The 17,103-nt window shown below is 58.7% G+C and carries 16 protein-coding genes and 2 tRNA genes; 3 read left to right on the forward strand and 15 right to left on the reverse strand.

Going from position 1 to position 17,103, the window contains the following annotated elements:
• Positions 1 to 6 precede the first annotated feature (6 nt).
• Positions 7 to 852 carry a glycosyl transferase gene (locus tag PZN02_RS17705; RefSeq protein ID WP_280659234.1) on the reverse strand — a complete coding sequence of 282 codons (846 nt, stop codon included), beginning with the start codon at positions 850 to 852 and terminating at the stop codon, positions 7 to 9.
• A 412-nt stretch (positions 853 to 1,264) separates the two neighbouring features.
• Between PZN02_RS17705 and PZN02_RS17710 the strand changes: the two genes are divergently transcribed.
• A tRNA-Glu gene (locus PZN02_RS17710) sits at positions 1,265 to 1,339 on the forward strand.
• A 300-nt stretch (positions 1,340 to 1,639) separates the two neighbouring features.
• On the opposite strand, the gene PZN02_RS17715 is transcribed toward PZN02_RS17710, so the two are convergent.
• From PZN02_RS17715 to PZN02_RS17745, 7 genes are all read right to left on the reverse strand, one after another.
• On the reverse strand, positions 1,640 to 2,593 hold the full coding sequence (locus tag PZN02_RS17715; RefSeq protein ID WP_280659235.1) for a BstA C-terminal domain-containing protein: 954 nt from the start codon (positions 2,591 to 2,593) through the stop codon (positions 1,640 to 1,642).
• A 464-nt stretch (positions 2,594 to 3,057) separates the two neighbouring features.
• Entirely contained in the window at positions 3,058 to 3,318 is a 261-nt protein-coding gene (locus tag PZN02_RS17720) for a hypothetical protein (protein ID WP_280659236.1), read from the reverse strand.
• Between the two features lie 260 nt (positions 3,319 to 3,578).
• Positions 3,579 to 5,357 (reverse strand): retron Ec67 family RNA-directed DNA polymerase/endonuclease, encoded by a 1,779-nt coding sequence (locus PZN02_RS17725; RefSeq protein ID WP_280659237.1) that lies wholly within the window; start codon positions 5,355 to 5,357, stop codon positions 3,579 to 3,581.
• Between the two features lie 276 nt (positions 5,358 to 5,633).
• Entirely contained in the window at positions 5,634 to 6,836 is a 1,203-nt protein-coding gene (locus tag PZN02_RS17730) for a phage major capsid protein (protein WP_280659238.1), read from the reverse strand.
• Positions 6,837 to 6,838: 2 nt separating this feature from the next.
• Positions 6,839 to 7,426: an HK97 family phage prohead protease gene (locus tag PZN02_RS17735; protein WP_280659239.1), complete on the reverse strand. Its 588-nt coding sequence runs from the start codon at positions 7,424 to 7,426 to the stop codon at positions 6,839 to 6,841.
• Positions 7,427 to 7,631: 205 nt separating this feature from the next.
• Complete coding sequence (locus PZN02_RS17740) at positions 7,632 to 7,907, reverse strand: hypothetical protein (protein ID WP_280659240.1); 276 nt, start codon at positions 7,905 to 7,907, stop codon at positions 7,632 to 7,634.
• A gap of 65 nt (positions 7,908 to 7,972) precedes the next feature.
• Positions 7,973 to 8,188, reverse strand: coding sequence for a hypothetical protein (locus PZN02_RS17745; RefSeq protein ID WP_280659241.1), 216 nt, complete (start codon positions 8,186 to 8,188; stop codon positions 7,973 to 7,975).
• Between the two features lie 218 nt (positions 8,189 to 8,406).
• Here PZN02_RS17745 and PZN02_RS17750 point away from each other — a divergent pair, with 218 nt between their 5' ends.
• A complete protein-coding gene (locus tag PZN02_RS17750) occupies positions 8,407 to 8,676 on the forward strand; it encodes a hypothetical protein (RefSeq protein WP_280659242.1) in 270 nt (89 codons plus the stop codon).
• Positions 8,677 to 8,740: 64 nt separating this feature from the next.
• On the opposite strand, the gene PZN02_RS17755 is transcribed toward PZN02_RS17750, so the two are convergent.
• The 4 genes from PZN02_RS17755 to PZN02_RS17770 form a co-directional block, all read right to left on the reverse strand.
• Positions 8,741 to 9,568, reverse strand: coding sequence for a helix-turn-helix domain-containing protein (locus PZN02_RS17755; protein ID WP_280659243.1), 828 nt, complete (start codon positions 9,566 to 9,568; stop codon positions 8,741 to 8,743).
• Complete coding sequence (locus PZN02_RS17760) at positions 9,565 to 9,786, reverse strand: helix-turn-helix domain-containing protein (protein ID WP_280659244.1); 222 nt, start codon at positions 9,784 to 9,786, stop codon at positions 9,565 to 9,567. Before PZN02_RS17760 ends, PZN02_RS17755 begins: the two co-directional genes overlap by 4 nt.
• Positions 9,787 to 9,870: 84 nt before the next feature.
• On the reverse strand, positions 9,871 to 10,614 hold the full coding sequence (locus tag PZN02_RS17765; RefSeq protein WP_280659245.1) for a hypothetical protein: 744 nt from the start codon (positions 10,612 to 10,614) through the stop codon (positions 9,871 to 9,873).
• A gap of 28 nt (positions 10,615 to 10,642) precedes the next feature.
• Positions 10,643 to 11,530, reverse strand: coding sequence for a tyrosine-type recombinase/integrase (locus PZN02_RS17770; RefSeq protein ID WP_280659246.1), 888 nt, complete (start codon positions 11,528 to 11,530; stop codon positions 10,643 to 10,645).
• A gap of 837 nt (positions 11,531 to 12,367) precedes the next feature.
• On the opposite strand from PZN02_RS17770, the gene PZN02_RS17775 reads away from it, so the two are divergent.
• Positions 12,368 to 12,443, forward strand: a tRNA-Glu gene (locus PZN02_RS17775).
• Between the two features lie 80 nt (positions 12,444 to 12,523).
• Here PZN02_RS17775 and recJ read toward each other — a convergent pair.
• The 3 genes from recJ to PZN02_RS17790 form a co-directional block, all read right to left on the reverse strand.
• A complete protein-coding gene (gene recJ, locus PZN02_RS17780; protein WP_280659247.1) occupies positions 12,524 to 14,326 on the reverse strand; it encodes a single-stranded-DNA-specific exonuclease RecJ in 1,803 nt (600 codons plus the stop codon).
• A gap of 132 nt (positions 14,327 to 14,458) precedes the next feature.
• Positions 14,459 to 15,781 (reverse strand): homoserine dehydrogenase, encoded by a 1,323-nt coding sequence (locus tag PZN02_RS17785; protein ID WP_280659248.1) that lies wholly within the window; start codon positions 15,779 to 15,781, stop codon positions 14,459 to 14,461.
• A gap of 78 nt (positions 15,782 to 15,859) precedes the next feature.
• Positions 15,860 to 17,077, reverse strand: a complete 1,218-nt coding sequence (locus PZN02_RS17790; protein ID WP_280659249.1) for an LL-diaminopimelate aminotransferase — start codon at positions 17,075 to 17,077, stop codon at positions 15,860 to 15,862.
• Between the last annotated feature and the right edge of the window lie 26 nt (positions 17,078 to 17,103).

Here is a 17,103-nt window from a genome sequence, read left to right on the forward strand (position 1 = left end):
GCATGCTTATTCGCGCCAGTGCTCCGCCACCCAAGGCGTCGGACGAATATAGTGTCGCAGGTACTGCAGCGCGCCCTTGTTCTTCCTTTGCTTCGCATCGAAGACGCCCGCTATGTGTTTGAACGCTGTCTTGTGGGGAGCCTTCGTTCCATATCGCCCTTCGATCGCGTGCTGTGGATGCAGACCACGCGGGAAAATAATGACACGCGCATCGCTCGGCAGACGTGGTGCAAGAAAATAGTTGAGGGGGAATGGCCAACGGCAGTCCTGGCGAAAATGGAGAACCCATTTTCGTGGAAAGAATGTTATGCCCCCGGGCGCGTTGCGGCTTACGAAGCGTTGCTCGTACCGGTACTCGTCGGCCACGCCCTGTGGATCGGATCGAAACTTCTCCTGCAGCGGCACGAGCTTCCCAACGGGAAAGCGGAAGAGCGACGTTTGCCCGAGGCGCTCAAAGGGCGTCGTTTGATTTCTCGTCATGACGATATCTTCCGCCTCGCCGACGTCAAAAAAACCGTCGAGAGAGGAAACGATCACGAGGTCCAGATCGAGAAAAAGAACTGGACCTTTCAGCTTTCCCAATGTTGCCCCCCAAAGTCGGGCCTTCGGCCAGATGCCTCTGGTATTTGTAGGCATGTTCTCCACGTCGAGTGGCGGTAGGTCTTCGCAAAGTATTTCTGGGTTCAGACCTGCACGGTTGTCGGTAAAGCAAGTGAAGGTGAAAGGCGGCGTAATGTTGCGAGCTACCATCGCGTAAAGCCTGTTTATGAATGGCGCTCCATACTTTGTTCCCCAATTGATGCAGATCAGTTGTTTAATGCCGCCGCTGGCTGCCAAGACGCTTGTAGTCATTTTCTCCATTCCTAGCCTGCTGCGCATTTCTGCAGCATCGTTTTTTGCTTACTCTTTCAAGGAGGCCGACGCGGCCGCAGTGGGTGAGTACGAGCGTGTTGCATGACGTAATTACTTGCCAGCCGCGTCTTCGCCAAGACTGCGTGTTTCGTTCAACTGAGCATCCGCTGTCACAGCGGCATGGATTATGGCGTGATCGACAGCGCCTCTGGTTTCCTCCTTTGAAACAAGAACGGCACCCCGGCGGGCACTGCAGCGATGGCGTCCGCAAGCCAATGGGAACACTGGAGATGATGGCAAGTCGGAAAATTCTGACTCGCACTGTATGTTGCCGAGCGATTTTTACGCATTGTCGCTTGCGCTGGGGCTTGGGAAATTCGAAGGCTTGAGCTATATGTGCAATTCGTCTAGCGCGCCCATCGTCTAGCGGTCAGGACGCCGCCCTCTCACGGCGGTAACACGGGTTCGAGTCCCGTTGGGCGTACCAATAAAATCAAGCACTTACATTCATCGACGACTAAAGCGTCGAATATTGATCAAATAAATGTCGGCGGATCTTGGCGAACGCTGGAAGCATTGCGGTGCCAGTCGGCGGTCCTCGGTCGGCGCCAGTACCGCCGCTCAGCGCATTTAAGGCTTTGCTTTCACGGTTACGAAAAAGGCTTTTGATAACGCGATCAGCGGCTCGAATCAGTTCGCGGACTTCAAGCGGAGACGCAGCGACGCACAAAAGTGGAGCTGAGCAGTGTCCGCCGAGCAGACACTGCTTTATGCTGATCAAGCCTTGTTAGAGGGGCCCGCTGATTCCCTTCGGAGTAAGGGCCTCAATCGCAAGTTCGGCGAACGAAGGAGCAAGTGTTCCAGCACTCACTTTTCCGCTGAGGTAGTTCTTAAATTTACCCCCTTCTAAGTAATCCTCCTGCAACCAGCGACGGAACTCACCGAGTGCCGAAATCGGGTAGCACCACGACTCCTGCGGGTTCGACTTTGCTTGAGGATGATCCTCTGGGTAGCGGTGCGGATATTTCCTGCGGACGTCATATGTTTCCGACAGCCCATTCTCATCCCAAAACCGTGACCAGTGCTGCCCAATTGAGATATCGACGACGAATCGTTCATCGATATTTGCGCCTGCAACAATCAGTTCATAAAAGATGGTGTGCGCCTCATTGAATACATGGAAGTACCCTTTGGGTGCGGATTGATAGTTCAGTGCAAGGCGTTCATGCCATTTTTTGAATCTGTCGGCCGCCTTCCCACTCGGATCGTAGCCAAGCTGGCTGTAGATTAGGTCTCTGAGTTTCGATCCTGCCAACCGTCGAAAATTATCTCTGGCTGAAGCCGAGATATTTGCTCCCGCATCGAAGGCATAATATTCGAGGATGGCAAGGCAAACGTCCGCTGGGTAGCAGTAGTGGACGACGCCTTTGTGGCTGACCTCAATATGCGGCGCAGCTACGGTCACACCCGACTTCGACAGAATAGATTTTACAGCAACGATCCTAGGCTTCTGCTCGGCGTCAAACCACTGGGAGCTGATCGTTCCTACATGGGCATTCTGGACGCCGCAAAGTGCCGCCAGCCCGCGCTGGTTCAGATAGGGCGTCCCGTCCGAGAGAATCCCCATTCCGATACCTTGGACTTCGGCGTCCCGCTCTATTCCAATCGCCAGCGCCCCCTGAGAGGGGGTCATTTCCTTTGATGAGGATTTCTGGGCTAAGATATTGATTTTAACGTTCATTAAGGTGATTTCCTTGAAGTATACGCGGGCGAGCCTTCAAGAAATCACTTGACAATGGAACATTGCGTATCCATTTAAACCCGGTGATCACAAAAGCCCGCCGCAAGGTGGATATTCGGCCCGGCTGGTGTTGGCGCACCGCCGGGCTGCTGCATTTGATCTGACACGCAGTCAAATCTGGCATCATCTGGGTATCTCTACCTCTCCGCGCAAGAGCCAGCCTCACAATTTTTTGTTTAACTGTGAAGGCGCGCCCGATTCGCTTGTTGCCGTATCTAGATACCGGCAAACGCTCGCGGAAACCAAGATCGAGCCGATCAACAATCTTGTGAGTCCCCGTTATTCCCAAGTTGTTGGGGAAAACCGCAGCTAGCCCGCGCAAACTGGCGTCGCAGAAGGGAACGTTTCGGGCGCTGCCGGCGTTTGTAGCCAATTTCTCCACCCGTCACCTTACTCAGCCCGCCTCAGCTGCGCGGGGGCGCATATCGCGACCAGCCGAAGCGACATTGCAGGGCGAAAATGATCGCCTTTAACGCGGTGCCGTCGCGGCCGCTGGCGATGCGCATCAGACGGCTAGCGAGGCGCGCCTCAACAATGGCGGCGCCGCGGCGCAATTCGTCACGGTAATGCTTTCGCAGCGTCGGCACCGTGACGGCGATCACAACGGCGATCTCGCTTTGCGGCATGCCCGCGCCAGCCATCGCTTGCACGAAGCGCCGCGACATAGCTGATGGCTCATGCGCCGGCCGGCCTATTGATCGCGTTGCGTTTTCCATAACAGTAGAAAAATAACTCTGCTTTCGGGAATACGCCTCGTTGGGGAGCAGTTTTTCTGCGCAAGAAAAAATTCTCCGCATGCGGGGGGCGCCGGCCCGACGCGTCCTGCCTTGGCAAGTTTCACCTGCCCCCCGTCGGCGGCTATCGAAGCCGGCGCAACCCCCTGAGAGGGGCAAGGTCAGTTCTCAGTGGAAATCTACAGCCTGGGTTACGGCGAGAGAGCCAACTTGGCCTCGTAATCGACAATTGCGGCTTGAATTCGCGCGAGGAGCGGCTGGAAATCAGCCCAGTCAATGGTTGTCCGCTGCGGACGAACGATCTGGCCTACCAACTCTGCCTTTCCGAAGTGGGTCGCGCTATTAAATTCGTTGCTCTTTGTAAACTTTCGTCCGCCTATGTCTTGCGCGGCCAACCAGGCAGAATCGAAAAGGTCTTCAATTGCAGTGCTGGTTAGCCCGGCTTTAGCCGGGATCGGAATAATATAGAGGTTCGAAACCAGGTGATAGAAAGGAGCCGCTGTTTTTACGTCCTTTTGCCACCGGCTACCCGCGACATTCAGAACACCTCGTCCTTCATCGTCGTTGTCGACGATAACAATTACAGGCTGCTTTGGCCTCGTTTTGAACGGCCCCATCAACTTAGTGTATTCTTGGATGAACGGCTTGAGTTGCGACGCGCCCTCCCCAATTTGATAGAACTTTCGCTTCTCGGAATGTTTATAAAAGCTTACGAGGATTTCGCCATCCCCGGTGGCGTCGTAAAGCTTGGGGAAAAGGACACCTGTACTCTGTATAGCGGCTCTTATATAGAGTCCGTCTGTAATCCCTTCTCCCACGATTACGGGCTTTTCCATGCCGTGGAATGATTGGTAATTCAGCAGATTCCTGTACAGCGTAGTGAAGGAGCTTTGCTGTTTGCAAAACTCGGCCTCGCGCTCCCTGTAAGCGATGGGATGCTGCTTTTTGGAAACATGATCGAGGGATATCTGTAGTCGGCTTCGGCGAACGGAATATATGAAATCCATTCGCCCCTGAAGCTTATGTGGCGGAAATTCAACCCATTTTCCCTCGATCTTCTCGAAGCAGGTTCCTCCAGTAAACAGGTGATCACACATGCTGCGCGCGAGCTTGTAATAGGTCGACGCAACGTTGACGTTTTGATTAACCGTCAGACCTGTTGCCTCCTGCCTCGACTTCGGCAATTGCATACGGCTTTTGTCGTGGTTAACACGGAAGCCTGAAGCGTAAACCCGCCCCAATAGGCCATCGCCCGCGACCCACCGATCCGTTGTGCCCGCGACGAGTCTCGCAATTGTAGGGGGAAACCTAGCCTCGTTTGTAGAGAAGGTTAGATCATCGGCATACCGCGTGTAGCTGCAGTTTCCCGCCCGGGCCATCTTGTTGAGTTTTATGTCGAGGATATGGGCAATAAAATTCGAGATGATAGGCGAACTCGGAGCACCTTGCGGCAACTGGTTTCGAAAACACGCGAGCTGCGCAATCATCGTTGCAACAGGGGGGGAAAGGCGAAAGTTATTATCTGCGATAAAGAAGGCTTTCACTCGGCCAAATGTGATAGACGGGAAAAAATCCTCCAGGTCCGTATTGAAAACGTATCGTTTTCCGACATGAACCCTAGCATTCGTTATGATGCTGTATTTGTCCTTAAAACCGTGAGCTAAAACGCTTTCGGACACGCGCAAGCTAAATGGAGCATTTGACCGGCGTTGCTCTATGTCGTTGTAAATCTCCGCCAAGAGCCTTGCCAGTTTGCCTTGGATCCTCTTCAGCCCGTCTTTTGGAGCGGTGATGTGCCGCCAGCCGCCGTTCTTTTTTGGAATACTGTAGTGTACGTATTTTCTTTCGGGCTCAGCTTTGTACAGCCAATAGCTTAAGACCCTCGTTTGCTCCTCAAGCACTGCTGCGAGCTGGTCGAGTGATTTAATGTTACTCAGCCGAGAAGCAGATTGAGTGACTATGGGGGGCAAGGCTCGCGGATACTCGTTGGCTATTGTCAGATAACGATAGGATTTTAACCGTGTCGGCCCATACTGGATTTGAGCATTGGCCGTGGCACTGCACTCAACCGTCGCGAAACACGACAGAAAAATCTATCCGCGAGCACTTTCTAAGTTTCTGACTCGATGCATCACGTCAAGTCAGGCGGTTCCTCGAAGTGGTATAGATTGTGGGTAAATTTGCGTAGTGGTGAACCGCCCCCAACGAGCTCAGAGATATCGCCTCTCCTCCACGCCCGCCGCCTATCACGCCATGTTGCCGAAATCGCCATAGGTCAAAGCCAGGGGCTGCTTGACGGCTAGCCCGATTCGTTCCTCCGCCAAGATCGCGACGAGGTTGCGCACGAAGAAATCGGCATGCTCAGTGCTTACTTCTACCCGCGCGGCCCAACGGTCATAGAGCGTCGCAGCCATTTGGAAATTCCCCACTAGAAATTTGTCGACTGCCATCGCTTGCGTCGCAACGACTGGCAAACCAAACAAGGCCGGCGTGATCACGGCTTGCGGATCGCCAAGGATGTATTTGCCATCGGCGTCCTTCAGAAGCCGCATACGCATCCAATCGCTCGGGTGCAGGATGATGCCGTCCGCCGGAAAATCTGCCAAAGCGTTCTGCAAGATCGCGAGACCGATAGTGTCAAGCAACGTTGCGCTGGCGATTGTGAAGGGGGCGGCGAAGGCCGTCGAGTTCGGCACCAAGCCATCGAGGTTGCTGCCGCTGCCGTCGCCGTAGAGAATTTGGCCTTCCTCGACGAAAGCGAGGCCATAGCGAAGCTCCCCGTCAATGATGTCCCGAAGCTGCGGCACGTCTTCGAGCACCTGCCGAGATGCCGGTAGCCAATGCGCGATAACCTGCGTCGGCAGTGTCCGAAGCTCGAATGCGAGCCCGGACTCGGGCTTAACCGCGCCCTCGGCCACGGGGGCGGCATTGTTCGTGCGGCTCGTCTGCGCCGCGTATTCGACCGCATTGCTGGAGACCGAAACCACCGGCAACAGGTCGCGAACCTGCATCCGGCGACGCGGCATCATCGCCGTCGTATCGCGCGTGGGCACGCCGAGGCTGCCGCCCGAGGCGGGATCATTCGTCAACGTCGTTTTCACCGCAAGGCGGAAGCGACCGGGCCGCGTTGTTTCATCGGCAAAGGCTTTCAATCCGTCGTGTCTGGTGAATTGCTGACCCCAACTCTCGGCATGGCCGCCGCCGCTGCCTCCATAGTGATCGGCCCGCGCCGCTCGCTGCTCGATATCGAGGAGCCGCGCGGCAAAGCCGGACATCTTTTCGTCCGCCTCGCCGATCCGTTTCAGGACGGTGGCGGCGTGCTCGCCGAACTTTGCAGAAAGCTGTTCGAAGACATCCTCGGCGCCGCCCGCGTCCTTCTTGCGCAAATACGCGCCGGCAGCCAGCAGGGCGCGCGCCTGGCGCGTCAAAGAGATGGATTGAATAGTCATGGTTAGAGTCCTTTCAGTTGTGCGGAAGCGGCCTCGATCTGGCGCAAAAGTCGCGCCGCTTGATCGTGGGAGTCGTCATCCTGAAGCGCGCGCCAAGCGCCTGCCGCCGCACGCCTTGCCGTCGCTTTCGACAGCCCGTTTGCCCGGAACAGGTTCACGAATTCGGATTTTGTGGAGAGCACCTTGACCGATGAAATGCGCGCCCCGCGATTTGCCGGAGCTGTCACGACTGAAATTTCAACGAGGTCGATGTCGAGGAGTTCAAATGTACCGTCGGCGCCATATTTGCGCCCGCCCTCTGGCACGACGAAGCCGATGGACAGGCCGTCGAGATCGCCATTGACCAGATGCGTGTAGGCCTGCTTGCCGGCATCAGTATTTAGCGACAGCTTGCCCTTGGCCCACAGGCCTCGCTCATCCTCGCGAAGTTCGACCCACCGTCCGATGGGACGGTCTAGCTTGTGGCCCCACAGCATCGCCGGGTGGGTGCCTTGCACTTTGTGTTCGGCAAGCGTGCGGCGATACGCGCCCCGACGGACGATTTCCCCTTGCCGGTCAACCACATCGAAAACCGAGGCATATCCGGTCAAGAAGCCCTCGCCATCGGCCTTTATGTCGAGATCGAGCGCGGCGGCAAAGCGGGTCTGCGGGTCGAATTTATGCATGGGACAGCTACCACCGACGCATGGATGCGCGGTTCATCGTTCAATGTTCGGAACGGTCTGGTAGCCGTGGCTCTTTCGGCCTCAAACGCACAATAGAGCCGGTATTAAGATACCATACCGACGACTGTCGTCAATTCGGCTTCCCTCCGCCCGGCCTGTCCTCGCCAGTGATCGACCAGAACAGCCCGCCCTCGATGTTCTCGGCAAACCGCCGGAAATGCTCGGCCGTGACGGCTGATCCCTCCAGGGTTGCCGCCTGCGCGGCGGCATAGGTCAGCATGCGGTCGATCATCATCGGGATCGAAGCGCCGGCCCCGGCGACCATCATTTCGGCAGCGCGCTCGATGATCGCGTCGCAAGCATGTTTCTTCATTTCGTCCGGTGACGGATTTTTCGGCTTTGGCATAATACCCTCCTAGGGATTCCGTGCCGACCTGAACCTCGATGCTGGTCAGGCCGGCGGGATACTGCTTAATAACCAGCGGCTAGCTGCTCGACAGTCCAGCCCTCGGGAGAGCTCCGCCCATTTAAGGTGATCCGGCAATCGACCAGGGCGTTCCAATCCGGGCCATGCTCAATGATGGCGTCAAGCTCGGCGATCTCGTCGATGTAGATCACCGTCTCCCTCGGCCCATTGTCATGCAGATAGGTGATGCTGACTTTCCAGCGTTCGGCTGTGTCGGTCATACTCTTCTCCTTTCTTCCCCGCGTCGGGATTGACGCTGAGACTGCTCGTTTTCGATTTCGGGCGCAGCGAAGGACTCGTTCGCCTTCAGCGTCCGGCGCAACGCGGCGGTTATTTCGACCGGCTCTTCCGAATAGTCCGGTATCTGCCTCGGCGGCCTCGGCGGAGACGGTTTCGCTGTTGGCGAGTCGGGAATATTCGCCTCCCTCCAGCGACAAAGTTGGCGATAGCGCTCTCGCATACGCGCCCGCGCAGCCTCATCCGGCCGTGGCGATTCATCCTCAGGCCAGGCGTAGCGCCGCGCTTCTTCGGCGGCTCGCCGCTGTCTTTCGAGAATCGGTTTCATCACGCGGTCAATCTCGCCACGCAATTCGGACGGCGACGGCATGAAGCCGTGGCCCAAGGCATTTTGATTGATCCGCCGTTCAGCCTCGAACAGCGCCCATTGGCAGACACCTTCAAGCGCCTGCAGGTAGGCGGGTTTCACTAGCCTAAAATCGTTGGGCGCTCGGGAGGGGTAAGCCGCCAACAGGCGGGTAAGCACGCCAAGCTTGTCAGTGTCGGACGCGAGGCGGGAGATATCCGGTGGTATCGTCGGCAGATTCGCCGCTGTCATCGAACAATCCTCCTGACTGTTCGCTCACGAGGGCCTCGAAGGTGGCCTCCAGAGCTTGTTCGGCAATGTGGTGTCTATGTTGCTGCTGGTGACGGTGGTCATTGCAACGGCCCGCAAAATCCGGCACTCGACGAATCCAGTTGCGCCATGCGGCATTCCAGTCGCGCATCGGCTTTCCCTTGGCGCGGTAGTAGTCGAGGAAGATCGCGGTCTGCCGCTCGGCCTCGGCGCGATCCAAGCCAGCGGCGAGAGCGACTCGCATGTCCGGTAAAAAATTGTCGGGCAGGGGTACAGCGCGGGCGCGCGGCGCGCGTTTCGCGCTCTCTCGATTCAACGTGTTCTTTTCAACGTGTTCCTTATTAGATGCACCGGAAATTTTGTTCCGGAAGTCCTGCGCAGAATTTCCGATGGTCGCATCGTTCACCGGAATCTCGTTTCCGGTGTTCGTGTCGTTCACCGGAACCGTGCTTCCGGTAGTCGCATCGCCAAAATGATAGAGATTCGATTTGCCACGGCCCTTCGGTAGCGGCCGTTCTTCGACCCTAAGCCAGTCGCAGGCGCGGAGATTGGCGAGCGCCTTCCGGATCGTGCGATCCGTCACACCGAGATCGGTGGCGATGGTTTCTTGCTTCGGAAAGCAATCGCCGGTTGCTGCGTCCATGTAGGAAAGCAGGCGATAAGCCACGCGGAAGTCGGTCCCCGACAGGCGGCGATCAACCGACATGCGGTCGAGCAGATCGAGTTTCCAGGCGGCAAAACCTCTCATGACGCACCTCTGGTGGTACGGGTGGCCTCGCGCGCAATCTCCTTTTGGGGCAGCGACAACAGAAATGCCTTAAGGTCGTCGCTGATAATGACCGTTCGCCTCCCATGCTTTCGCGCTTTCAGGCGACCATCCCGGATCGCGGCATAAAGGTTGGTCCTGCCGATGCCGGACACCTCGACCGCTTCGTCGATGTGTAGTCCGATTTTCGGGATGTCCATTTTGTTTCTCCTTCAAGCTGAACACTGATGTTCGCTGAAGGATGCAAGCAGTTGCCTCGGGTGTTGAGGACAAAAACGGCACTTTTATTGATCCGTTTTTGTCCCATCGTCGTTCAGCGGCGGGTCGAGCCGGCGAACCTCCTCGATCAATCGACCAGCCACGCCCTCAGTCAAGTGGCCGCCCCGACGTAAGAGGAGCCCCCGCTGCTCGGCGAAAGCGAGCAGCGGATTGACTGCAGCGCACAGGAAACGGGCCGCCGGGCCGACTTGATGGCTAGCGCCAGCGGGTTTGTTGGTCCAGAGTTGCCAGAAAATGATCGCCGCATCCACAAATCGCGCAAAGGCGGGGTGGTGCCTCCCGGCAAACACGTCGTTGGCGTGCAAGGCAGCAATGTGCTCCGCGACTGCCTCCTCGTTGCTGATCACTTCACCAAGCAGACCGAGAAAGACTTCATCCCGATAGAGATTGGGGATGTAGTCTCCCTTATCGTCGATCAACAAGCCTCTGCCGAGGAACGCGCGTGCGAAATCAGTTCCGTAAGGAGTGGACCTTGCCAGTCGCTTCCGGAGGTTGCGCGCGGCGCGGGCGATTACGCGAATCTCATCGGCGTACTCTTCCGCCCTCCGAAAGGCTGCCTCTTCGTTGAGACATTCACGCCCCAGCCGCTCCAACTCACGCGAGATGTAGGTAGCTTTATCTGCTCGAAATTCGTCGTGGTGTGCAAACTGGACCAGCCGTTCCCAATCGCCAAGTTCATCGATCCAATCCGGATCGGGCACAGCCTCGGCCAACGCCTGACGTTCAGCCTCCGTGTAGCTGAACTCCAAGTCGCCTCCCCCTGAGCCGCCCATAGTGTCAGGCCCGTTCCAGCATCGGCACCACTTTTCGGCCATCGTCCGGAGGCACTAGCGGCACCACGGCGCGCGCTGCTAGCTCATCGAGTCCATCGGCAATCCAGCGCCCATAATGGCGTTCGATCATGGCCACGCTTGTATCGTGCAAAGCGGCAACCAGCCGGATCGGAAGATTGGCGCGAATGCCACGCACGATGCTGGAGTGCCGCAAGGCATACGGGATCACCTCGGGGATTTCAGCGCGCTCGCGAATCTCATGCCACGGTCGCATAATTTCGCTCGCCGAATACCATGGCGCGCGCCCTGCCCTTTCCCATTGGATGCCGCCCGAGGCCTGTTTCCATCGCCAACGTTCCAGCAATGGTGCATCGTCGGCCCGATTGGTCGCCACCGGCAAAAGGGCGTCGAGCACGTCCTTTCCGACCGGGACAGGTGTGCTTCCACTCTTGCCTCCCCTGCCCTTGCGGGAGACTGGCACCATGAGGCGTCCTTGCGCCCGCTGGACGTCACCGACCTTCATCCGTGCGATTTGGCTGAACCGCGCGCCGGTAGAGGCCAGAACAACCACGAAGCGATAGAGGTCGCCCTCCCACTCCTGTTCGGAATCGATTTCTCGGGCTGCGCGGATCAACCGTCCGATTAGTGTGTCAGAAAGTATCTGGTTGTCGCGCGCGAGTGGCGCTGCCTCGTCATCATGTTGCATCGGAGGCTTGAGGCCGTGCTTGATGATGGCCGGCAGGTCCGATGGGAGCCGGGTACGATGCGCCGCGTAGGCACTATTCAGCGCCGCCTTGAAATCATTGACGAGGCGTTGCTTGCTTGTGGCCTTCAGGCTGTCAGGTAGGCTGCTGTGCCATTTTTGCAGGTCGTATTCCTTCAGCGCGTGCATTAACACGGCTGCCAACGGCGATGCGGGTGCGGCCTTCTGCTTGCCCCTCCTGTCTTGGCCGAGCACGTAGCGTTGAAGCCGCTGGCCGGCATCAGATCGAACCTGCCTGCCTTTGCGCCTGCTGTCGCGGGCATCTCGCTCGGCAATGTAGACTTCGACCGCAAGCCTTACCGTGAGCGGCGGTCCTTCGGCGGCGGCTCTGGTCTCCGCCCTTGCTTCCTCGACGCACTTCTTTGCAGCCCGGACGGCCGCGTTGTAGTCTAGCGTCCCTTCGGCTATCTCGTCGTCGGCTGTACCTAGTGGTTTTTGTCGATAGCCGACCCCATTCCGCCAACGGACGAGCCACCCGCCTCCGCCCCGTTTGCCCTTTCGATAGCCAATGTGAACATCGGGATCGATACCTTTCCAATGTATGACGCCCGATGGCAGCTTGGATCGAGCATTGCGCGTGGTGATCTGTGCCTCTTTCAGGGTCTTCGCCATCCGATTTTCCGCCTTAAAAATCAAAAATCGTCAAATATGCATCAAATATATGCCAACGCACGCCAGTGAACAAGCGCGACGTAACATATTGATTATACTGAACTACAATGAACAACGGCGGACGCGAAACTGCCGCAAAACAAGCCCTCTCACGGCGGTAACACGGGTTCGAGTCCCGTTGGGCGTACCAATCCCATCTCGCTCTTTGCAGTGTAAACGACGTGTGGCAGCGAACGGACGTTCGCCGCCTTGATCGTGCCGAACTTACACAAGCTTTCTGCAAAAAATTGAATTTGATGGCTCTTCATCACTTGCGGGAATCCGAAGCGCTCTCTATAAGCCACCTCGTCTTGGGCGCCCATCGTCTAGCGGTCTAGGACGCCGCCCTTTCACGGCGGAAACACGGGTTCGAGTCCCGTTGGGCGTGCCACTTTCTCTTCATAAAATCGTTGAAGCTTTTCCTCCAACTCGCTGATTTGGAGGGTTTTGGCGGTTATCGCCACGAATGCGTCAGATCGCCTTTGCTGCGTCCGTCACACGCAGTTGGACACGGCGGGTTCCCTGCCAGAGGTCTGCCGAAACCGATCCTGCCACATGAATGGTCGAGCCGCGGCTGCCGAGCAGGAAGTCGCCGAGAGGTGTTTCCGTGGCGCGAAAGGCGATGCCGTCGATCCGGCTGCCATCCTGGCCCTCGAGCGTTACCTTGACGTGATTGGAGCCGACCTGTCGGCAGTCGCGCAGCCGGTGCTGGGGAAAGGCGAAGATCGGTTGCGGATGTCCGGAACCGTAAGGGCCGGCCTGCTCCAGGAGATCGACCAATTCGATCGTCGCACCAGACGCGCCAAGCGCGCCATCGACCTTCAGGGCCTCCGTGGACACAAGATCGCGCACCACCGCTTCGGCCCGCTCTTCGAAAAATTGACGAAGCCTGCCGAGATTCGCGCGTTCGACCGTCAAGCCGGCCGCCATGGCGTGGCCGCCGCCCTTGACGAGAAGACCGCTTTCGACCGCCGCCCGCACCAGCCTGCCCATGTCGAAACCATTGATCGAACGCCCCGATCCCGTTCCTCGTCCACTCGGATCAAAGGCGATCGCGAAGGCCGGCCGACGGAATTTCTCCTTGATGCGTGCCGCTATGAGCCCGACGATCCCCGGGTGCCAGCTTTCCCGCGCCGTGACGATCACCGAGGCCCCCTCGCCGGTCCCGTATTCCGCCAGCACCTCCGCTTCGGCCTCGGCGAGCATCGCCGCCTCCATGGCCTGACGCTCGCGGTTAAGCTCATCGAGCCGGCCGGCGATCGTTTCGGCGGCCGACGTGTCGTCGAGCGTCAACAGCCGGCTACCGAGGGCGGCATCGCCGATTCGTCCACCCGCATTGATACGCGGGCCGATCAGGAATCCAAGGTGATAGGGCGTCACGGGGCCGCCGATTGCAGCCTTGCGGAGCAGCGCCGCGAGCCCCGGATTTCCCAAATGACGCGCGGCGATCAGGCCCTTGACCACATAGGCGCGATTGAGCCCCTTGAGCGGCACCACGTCGCAGACGGTCGCCAATGCAACAAGATCAAGCTGCGCCAACAGATCGAACGACACGGCGCGCGGGTCCCCTTGGCCGCGCAGCACCCGCAGGGTGTTGACGAGCACAAGATAGACGACCCCCGCTGCACAAAGATGCCCCTGGCCAGACAGGTCGTCCTCGCGGTTCGGATTGACGAGCGCATGGCACGGCGGAAGGGACGATCCCACCTGATGGTGGTCGATGACGACGACATCGACGCCGCGGTGGGCGGCAACCTCGAGGGACTCGTGGCTGGTCGAACCGCAGTCGACCGTAACGATAAGATTGGCGCCATTGCCGACCAGCTGTTCGATCGCCTGCGGATTAGGGCCGTAACCTTCGAAGATACGGTCCGGAATGTAGATGTCGGCCTCGATGCCGAAATGACGCAGGAAGCGGGCCATCAGAGCGCAAGAGGCGGCGCCGTCGACGTCATAGTCCCCGAATATCACCACTTTCTCGCGGCGGCGCGTCGCCAGCGCCAGCCGCTCAGCCGCCTTGCGGCAATCGGTCAACGTGTCCGGATCCGGCATCAGCGCGCGAAGTGTCGGATCGAGAAACGCGGCCGCATCGTCGAGCGCTACGCCGCGGCCGGCGAGGACGCGGGCGATCATCTCGGAATAACCGTGGACCTGGCTGATCGCCAAGGCCCGGTTTTGCCCGGCTTGATCCAGACGCGACACCCAGCGCTGCCCGCTGACCGAGCGCTCGACGCCGAGAAATGCCCGTTGGATCGGATCCGCCAATACGTCCATGCTGATTGCCCGCTTGCAGTCCCCTGTTCTTAGCGGACATTTCCGGCTGGAAGAACCCGAATGAAGAAGGCTCCGGCGGGCCGGAGGCCTGTCGGAGCCGTTTCTCAACAGTTTTAATGTGTCAGACGGCGATCAGCCCGCCTTTGGCCGCTCGATACGGATGACCTGCGGCTCCCCGACAAGATAGCCTTCGCCCTTGATGGCGACGATCGCCTTGCGCACGGAAGCTTCATGCGTGGCATGCGTGACCAGGATGATCGTCTTCGGTTCGGCAGGATCCACGTAGTGCTTGGAATGCTGCATGATCGATTCGAGCGAGATATCGTTTTCGGCCATATGCCCCGCGATGTTGGCGAAGACTCCGGTACGGTCGAGAACTTTCAGCCGGATGAAATAACCGCCTTCATGGCTTTGTATGCGGGCCCGCTTGTAGGGCAACAGTGCGGTCGCCGGGCGCCCGAAAGCCGGTACGTGTTGCGCGCCCGGACGGCTCTTGGCGATATCGGCGATATCGCCAAGCACGGCCGAAGCGGTCGCATTGCCGCCGGCGCCGGGGCCGACCATCAGCAACTCGCCAAGAATGTCGGACTCGATCGCGACCGCGTTCGTTACGCCGTCGACCTGTGCGATGACGGAATCGTATGGCACCATCGTCGGATGCACGCGCTGCTCGATGCCGCTTTCGGTGCGTTGCGCGACCCCGAGCAACTTGATGCGGTAACCGAGGTCGGCGGCCGCGTGGATGTCCTCGATCGAGATGTTGGTGATGCCTTCGAGATAGATGTCATCGGCGGCGATTGCGGTGCCGAAGGCGAGGCTGGTCAGGATCGAGAGCTTGTGCGCCGTATCGTTGCCCTCGATGTCAAAAGCCGGATCCGCCTCTGCATAGCCAAGGCGCTGGGCTTCCTTCAGGCAGTCTTCGAACGAAAGCCCCTCCTTCTCCATCTTCGTCAGGATGTAGTTGCAGGTGCCGTTCATGATGCCATAGACGCGCGAGACGGTGTTGCCCGTCATGGATTCGCGAAGCGCCTTGATGACCGGAATGCCACCGGCAACCGCGGCCTCATAGTTGAGCAGTGCGCCATGCTCTTCGGCAATGCCCGCAAGCTCGATGCCATGGGCGGCCAGAAGCGCCTTGTTGGCGGTGACCACGTGAATGCCCCGCTGCAACGCCGCCTTCACGGCCGAATAGGCCGGATCTCCGGCGCCGCCCATCAACTCGATGAAAACGTCGATATCCGCCTCGGACGCCAGCGAAACCGCATTGTCGAACCACTTGATGTTCGAAAGGTTCACGCCGCGGTCCCTGGATCGGTCCCTCGCTGTCACCGCCATGATCTCGATCGCCCGACCGCACGTGGTTGCCAGCATCTCGTGACGATCCTGGAGAATCCGCACGAGCGAGGCACCGACGGTCCCCAAGCCCGCAATGCCGATTTTGAGGGCATCTGACATAGCAAGTTCCTAACATGTAGAGGCCCCGCCAGGCGTGGCGGGGCTATTCTGGTTCGGATATCGGACGTACCCGATTTCCTACCGGTGTGCGTTAAGCGAGATGACGTTGTGCATCGTCTCATCCGCCGCGGACAGGAAACGCTTGATGTTGCGTGCAGCCTGCCGGATGCGGTGTTCGTTCTCCACGAGCGCCAGGCGGACATAGTCGTCGCCCTGCTCGCCGAAGCCGATACCGGGGGCGACGGCGACATCTGCCTTTTCGACGAGAAGCTTCGAGAACTCGAGCGAACCCAGATGACGGAACTTCTCGGGGATCTTTGCCCAGGCAAACATGGTCGCCGGCGGCGGCGGCACTTCGAAGCCCGCCTTGCCGAAGCTCTCGACCATCACGTCGCGACGGCGCCTGTAGATGTTGCGCACCTCGGCAATGTCGCTGCCGTCGCCGTTGAGCGCCTGCGTCGCGGCGACCTGGATCGGCGTGAAAGCGCCATAGTCGAGATAGGACTTGACCCGCGTCAGCGCCGCGATCAACCGCTCGTTGCCGACAGCAAAGCCCATGCGCCAGCCGGGCATGGAGAACGTCTTCGACATCGATGTGAACTCGACCGTGACGTCGATCGCGCCAGGCACTTCCAGCACGGAGGGCGGCGGCGCGTCATCGAAGTAGATTTCCGAATAGGCGAGATCCGAGAGCACGATGATGTCGTGCTTCTTCGCAAACGCGATGACTTCCTTGTAGAAGTCGAGCGAGGCGACCTGCGCCGTCGGGTTCGACGGGTAGTTGAGGATCAGTGCCAGAGGCTTCGGGATCGAATGCCGCACAGCCCGCTCCAGCGGCGCGAAGAAGCTGTCGTCCGGTTCCACGGAAATGGAACGGATCACGCCGCCTGCCATCAGGAAACCGAAGGCGTGGATAGGATAGGTCGGGTTCGGGCACAGAATGACATCGCCGGGCGCGGTGATCGCCTGCGCCATATTGGCGAAACCCTCCTTGGAACCGAGCGTCGCGACGACCTGGGTCTCGGGATTGAGTTTGACGCCGAAGCGACGGGCATAATAGGCGGCCTGGGCACGACGCAGCCCGGGAATGCCCTTCGACGACGAATAACGATGTGTGCGCGGATCCTGGACAACCTCGCAAAGCTTGTCGACGATCGATTGCGGGGTGGGAAGGTCCGGATTGCCCATGCCGAGGTCGATGATGTCAGCACCGGCCGCTCGCGCGCTTGCTTTCAAACGGTTGACCTGTTCGAAAACATAGGGCGGCAAACGCCGGACTTTGTGAAACTCTTCCATCTCCAAACCTCGTTTGGCGCAAGCCT

This window comes from Sinorhizobium garamanticum, from assembly GCF_029892065.1.
Taxonomy (GTDB): Bacteria; Pseudomonadota; Alphaproteobacteria; order Rhizobiales; family Rhizobiaceae; genus Sinorhizobium; species Sinorhizobium garamanticum.

What these genes read in the sequence shown, in the direction of transcription:
- PZN02_RS17705 (WP_280659234.1), bottom strand. Translation starts at nt 852, where the DNA reads ATGACTACAAGCGTCTTGGCAGCCAGCGGCGGCATTAAACAACTGATC.
- PZN02_RS17785 (WP_280659248.1), bottom strand. Translation starts at nt 15,781, where the DNA reads ATGTCAGATGCCCTCAAAATCGGCATTGCGGGCTTGGGGACCGTCGGT.
- PZN02_RS17760 (WP_280659244.1), bottom strand. Translation starts at nt 9,786, where the DNA reads ATGGACATCCCGAAAATCGGACTACACATCGACGAAGCGGTCGAGGTG.
- PZN02_RS17790 (WP_280659249.1), bottom strand. Translation starts at nt 17,077, where the DNA reads ATGGAAGAGTTTCACAAAGTCCGGCGTTTGCCGCCCTATGTTTTCGAA.
- PZN02_RS17755 (WP_280659243.1), bottom strand. Translation starts at nt 9,568, where the DNA reads ATGAGAGGTTTTGCCGCCTGGAAACTCGATCTGCTCGACCGCATGTCG.
- PZN02_RS17745 (WP_280659241.1), bottom strand. Translation starts at nt 8,188, where the DNA reads ATGACCGACACAGCCGAACGCTGGAAAGTCAGCATCACCTATCTGCAT.
- PZN02_RS17715 (WP_280659235.1), bottom strand. Translation starts at nt 2,593, where the DNA reads ATGAACGTTAAAATCAATATCTTAGCCCAGAAATCCTCATCAAAGGAA.
- PZN02_RS17740 (WP_280659240.1), bottom strand. Translation starts at nt 7,907, where the DNA reads ATGCCAAAGCCGAAAAATCCGTCACCGGACGAAATGAAGAAACATGCT.
- PZN02_RS17770 (WP_280659246.1), bottom strand. Translation starts at nt 11,530, where the DNA reads ATGCACGCGCTGAAGGAATACGACCTGCAAAAATGGCACAGCAGCCTA.
- PZN02_RS17730 (WP_280659238.1), bottom strand. Translation starts at nt 6,836, where the DNA reads ATGACTATTCAATCCATCTCTTTGACGCGCCAGGCGCGCGCCCTGCTG.
- recJ (WP_280659247.1), bottom strand. Translation starts at nt 14,326, where the DNA reads ATGGACGTATTGGCGGATCCGATCCAACGGGCATTTCTCGGCGTCGAG.
- PZN02_RS17720 (WP_280659236.1), bottom strand. Translation starts at nt 3,318, where the DNA reads ATGTCGCGGCGCTTCGTGCAAGCGATGGCTGGCGCGGGCATGCCGCAA.